Source organism: Arthrobacter agilis (genome assembly GCF_002953615.1).
GTDB lineage: Bacteria > Actinomycetota > Actinomycetes > Actinomycetales > Micrococcaceae > Arthrobacter_D > Arthrobacter_D agilis_B.
The window spans coordinates 3209245-3213338 of sequence record NZ_CP024915.1; the positions used below are offsets into that span (position 1 = coordinate 3209245).

Annotated in this window: 5 protein-coding genes; 4 read left to right on the forward strand and 1 reads right to left on the reverse strand. The window is 70.4% G+C overall.

The features are described 5' to 3' along the window. Positions 1–170 precede the first annotated feature (170 nt). The gene (locus CVO76_RS15715; protein WP_244186044.1) at positions 171–911 is read left to right on the forward strand and encodes a YqjF family protein; all 741 of its coding nucleotides are present in this window, start codon (positions 171–173) and stop codon (positions 909–911) included. Positions 912–963: 52 nt separating this feature from the next. Here CVO76_RS15715 and CVO76_RS15720 read toward each other — a convergent pair whose 3' ends face one another. Next, on the reverse strand, positions 964–1662 hold the full coding sequence (locus CVO76_RS15720; RefSeq protein ID WP_208740057.1) for an SDR family oxidoreductase: 699 nt from the start codon (positions 1660–1662) through the stop codon (positions 964–966). 159 nt (positions 1663–1821) lie between these two features. Between CVO76_RS15720 and CVO76_RS15725 the strand changes: the two genes are divergently transcribed. The 3 genes from CVO76_RS15725 to CVO76_RS15735 all read left to right on the forward strand — a co-directional run. Continuing rightward, positions 1822–2232, forward strand: a complete 411-nt coding sequence (locus tag CVO76_RS15725) for a YybH family protein (protein WP_133081372.1) — start codon at positions 1822–1824, stop codon at positions 2230–2232. A gap of 7 nt (positions 2233–2239) precedes the next feature. After that, positions 2240–3658 carry a purine-cytosine permease family protein gene (locus tag CVO76_RS15730; RefSeq protein ID WP_208740058.1) on the forward strand — a complete coding sequence of 473 codons (1419 nt, stop codon included), beginning with the start codon at positions 2240–2242 and terminating at the stop codon, positions 3656–3658. After that, positions 3645–4094, forward strand: a 450-nt coding sequence (locus CVO76_RS15735) for a cyclase family protein (protein WP_208740059.1), incomplete at its 3' end; no start/stop codon positions are given. The genes CVO76_RS15730 and CVO76_RS15735, both read left to right, overlap by 14 nt.

Below are 4094 nucleotides of genomic sequence, written 5' to 3' on the forward strand. Positions count from 1 at the left end.
CAGCTGCGGATGGTGAACTGGTTCGAGTGGAACAAGGTGGAACCCGAGGTGGGCGCGGCCGTGGACTGGACCGTGGCCGAGGACCCGGACATCCGCTCGGCCTTCACGGCCGCGCTGCCCGAGTGGTACCGCTTCGCGGCGGAACGCGACGAGTGCGGGGAGCCCCTGTCATGACCACGGACGGCCGGGACCCCGGCTGGCAGCTCGCCCCCGACCTGCCGTCGCCCGTCATCATGGACCAGTTCTGGGCGGATGCCGTGTTCCTGCACTGGCGGATCGCCGCTGACGCCGTGCAGCGCTTCATGCCGCCCGGCGTCACCCCGGACGTGGTGGACGGTTCGTCCTGGGTCGGGCTGATCGGCTTCCGGATGGTCGGAGCCGGGCTCGGCCGGGGCCTGCCCGTGCCCCATCTCGGGTCCTTCACCGAGATCAACGTGCGGCTCTACTCGCGGGGTCCGGACGGTACGCGCGGCGTGGTCTTCGTGACCCTCGACGCGTCCCGCCTCGCCGTGGTGCTCGCGGCGCGGGCGGGCGGCATCCCCTACGTGTGGTCGAGATGCGCACCGCTCCAGCGGGGCGGGGATGCGCAGCGGGAGTACGGGTACGACGTCGTCCGGTACCGCCGGCAGGCGACGTCCCGCTTCGTCGCCCGCCCCGAGCTGGAGCGCACCGCGGAGGACGTCCTGTCCCTCGAACTCACTGCCCGCTTCGGCCTGCACAGCACCCTGGCCGGCCGGACGCTCTACATCCCCAACACCCATTCCCCCTGGCCGCTCCACCCGGCCACGCTGACAGAGTTCGACGACGGACTGCTCGGTGCGGCGGGGCTCCGGGTCGAGGGTCCGCCGGAGTCGGTGCTGTTCTCCCCGGGAGTGCAGACGCAGTTCGGCAGGCCCCGAGTGGTCGGCTAGCGGCCCTGGACGCAGGACCTGTGCTGGTCGGCTGCCGCCGCTGGAGTGTGGGTCAGCCGAGCGTGATGCCGGAGGGCCGGATGCTGAGGGTCTCGATCGCCGACTCCTGTGTCGCATCGACGGCGAGCCGGACGGCCTTCGCCACCTGGTCCGGGCGGATCCATGCCTCAGGCCGGTAGTCCCTGCCCTCCCATGCATGCAGTTCCTCCTGCATGTCGGTGGCGACCCTGCCCGGGTGGATGGAGCTGACCCGCACACCGTGTGGCCGCTCCTCCTCCCGCAGCGCGTCCGTGAGGGCCCGCAGCGCGAACTTGGTCCCGCTGTAGACGGCCGACCCGGCGCCGGAGGTGTACCCGGACCCGCTGTTGATGGCGATGATCTGGCCCGAAGCGGCGCGCAGTGCCGGCAGCAGCGCCCGCGTGAGGGACGCGACCGCGAACACGTTGACCTCGAAGCTCTCGCGCCAGGCATCGTCGGACAGTTCCGCGACCGGCCCCATCCGGAGCACGCCCGCCGAGTGGACGAGGACATCCAGGCGCGGGATCCCTGCCACGGCGGCGGCCACCTGCCCGGCGTCGCGCAGTTCCGCCGCGAAGGGTTCCGCGGACGGGAACGACGACGACAGGTCCGCCAGGGCGGTGAGGTCGCGGCCGCCGAGCAGCAGGTGGTGCGTGGAGCCGAGCTCGTCGGCGATGGCGCGGCCGATACCGCGGGAGGCGCCGGTGATGAGGGCGACGGGGTTCGGTGACATGCCCTCACCCTAGCAATGCGGGGGAGGCCGTCCGGCGTTCCCCGGCCGACGGCGAGGCCGTGCTCCGTTGACAACGTCGCCCACGTCACACACACTCACTGGACAACAAATGTTCACCTGTGGGCAACCCGAGGGTGACGGTGGAAGGGACGACGCTCGATGACCGATGCACATCTCACGGAGGAGGACGTGCTCCACGCGGCCAACGCCCTCGTGGAGGCCTTCCGTGCGACCGACACGCAGGCATACTTCGCCTGCTTCGCCGAGGACGCGACCTTCGTCTTCCACACCGAGGACCGCAGGCTCGGGTCGAGGGCCGCCTACGAGCAGCTGTGGTCGACGTGGCTCGATGCGGGGTGGCGCGTGACGGACTGCTCCAGCAGCGACCGGCGCGTGCAGCTGCTCGGGGACGTGGCGGTCTTCACGCATGACGTCCGCACCACCACGGAGACCGCCGGGGAGTCGGAGACCACCCGGGAGCGCGAGACGATCGTCTTCCGCCGCTCGGACGGCACCATCACGGCGGTCCACGAACACCTCAGCCCCACCCCCCACGACGACCGGAAGTAAGACCACCATGACGGCAGGAACCCCTCCCACCTCGGCCTACCGACGCCTGTCGGACCACCTCGACCGGAACTCCGACGGCTACGGCCCACTGCGCGGCACGCTCGGTACGGCCCGGATGGGCATGATCTGGCTCGCCGCGAACCTCGTGGTCACCACCCTCCTCACCGGCACCCTGTTCGTCCCCGGCATCAGCTGGCCGCTCGCCGTCGCCATGATCGTGCTGGGCACGCTCATCGGCGGCTCGGTGCTGGTCCTGGTGGGCAACATGGGCACGCGCACCGGCCTGGCGACGATGTCCCTGACGAAGGGGTCCTTCGGGCTGCGGGGGTCCTTCCTGCCGGTGGCCGCGAACGTCATCACGCTCATGGGCTGGAGCTGGGTGCAGGCGATGCTCGCTGGCGTGACCGTGAACTTCCTCGTCGAGCAGGCCACCGGGTTCTCGAGCCCCGTCCTCTTCTCGGTGCTGTGCCAGTTGCTGGTGGTGTGCCTGGCGATCTTCGGCCACACCGGGATCGCCCGCGTGGAGCCGTGGCTCGCCCTCGTGATCCTCGCCTTCATGGCGTACATCTTCACCACCGCGTTCCTCGCCTACAGCCCCGCGGACATCGCCGCCATCCCGCAGGACACGGCAGCGGGCTGGACGGGTGTCGCCGCCCTGGACGTCGTGATCGCGACGGCGATCTCCTGGACGGTGCTGTCCGCGGAGTTCAACCGCCTCGCGCGCACGCAGTCGGCGGGGATGATCGGTTCGGGGATCGGGTACATGCTCTCCACCGTGCTCGCCATGACGCTCGGCGCGACGGCCATCGGCTACGTGGTGCTCGACGGCGGGGAGGCCGTGCCGTTCGATCCCACCGTGATCGTCGCCTCCTTCGGTGCTCCGCTCGCCGTCGTGATCTTCCTGTCCGTCATGGCCACCAACACCATGGTGGTCTACGGCATGGTGGCCTCCGTCGTGAACATGGTGCCCTCCCGGCGCGTCACGTTCCTGCCGACCGCGATCGTGCTCGGCGTCATCTCGATCCTCGGCTCCACCTGGCTCGCGCTCCTGAACCAGTTCACGGCCTTCCTGACGGTGATCGGCGCCCTGTTCATCCCCGTCTTCGCCATCATGATCGTCGACTACTACGTGGTGCGCTCCCGCCACTACGGCCGGGACATCCTCCGTGCCAGCGGCGGCGAGTACTGGTACACCGGGGGGGTGAACGTGGCCGCGGTCCTGGTCTGGCTCCTCGGAGCCGGCGCATCCCTGCTCCTCACCTATGTCGTCCCCAGTCCGATCGGAGCGACCATCCCGACCTTCGTGCTGTCCGCCCTGCTCTACTTCGCCTGGGCGGCGGCGTCACGACGTATCAGCCGCGACGGGCACCCGCGTGTCCATCTCCTGGATCTCCCGGAGCAGCAGGGCGTCCGTGCGGATCGTTGACCTCTCGCAGCCCGTCCATACCGGGATGCAGGTCTACCCGGGTGATCCGGAGGTCGTCCTGAGCACCGTCGCGACGGTCGCCGAGGACGGGTACCAGGTGGCCTCGCTCCACGCCGGGTCCCACACGGGCACCCATCTCGACGCGCCCCTCCACTCGATCGCGGGCGGGCAGGCCGTGGACGACATCGACCTCGGCCGGCTGGTGGGGCCGGCACGCATCGTGCAGTGCACCGGCCTGGCTCCGCACGAGGTCATCACCTGGGCCTCCGTGGAGGGCCAGCTGCAGGACCTGACGCGCCAGGCGATGGTGTTGTTCCATACCGGCTGGTCCGCCTGGTTCGGCAGCGGACACTATCTGGAGCACCCCGTCCTGGCGCCCGAGGTCGCCGAACGGCTGCTCGCGGCGGGTATCACGGTGGCGTCGGCCGGGGGAACG

Excerpts from the sequence above, each read along its gene's own strand:
- CVO76_RS15715 (WP_244186044.1), top strand. The coding sequence starts at position 171 with ATGACCACGGACGGCCGGGACCCCGGCTGGCAGCTCGCCCCCGACCTG.
- CVO76_RS15720 (WP_208740057.1), bottom strand. The coding sequence starts at position 1,662 with ATGTCACCGAACCCCGTCGCCCTCATCACCGGCGCCTCCCGCGGTATC.
- CVO76_RS15725 (WP_133081372.1), top strand. The coding sequence starts at position 1,822 with ATGACCGATGCACATCTCACGGAGGAGGACGTGCTCCACGCGGCCAAC.
- CVO76_RS15730 (WP_208740058.1), top strand. The coding sequence starts at position 2,240 with ATGACGGCAGGAACCCCTCCCACCTCGGCCTACCGACGCCTGTCGGAC.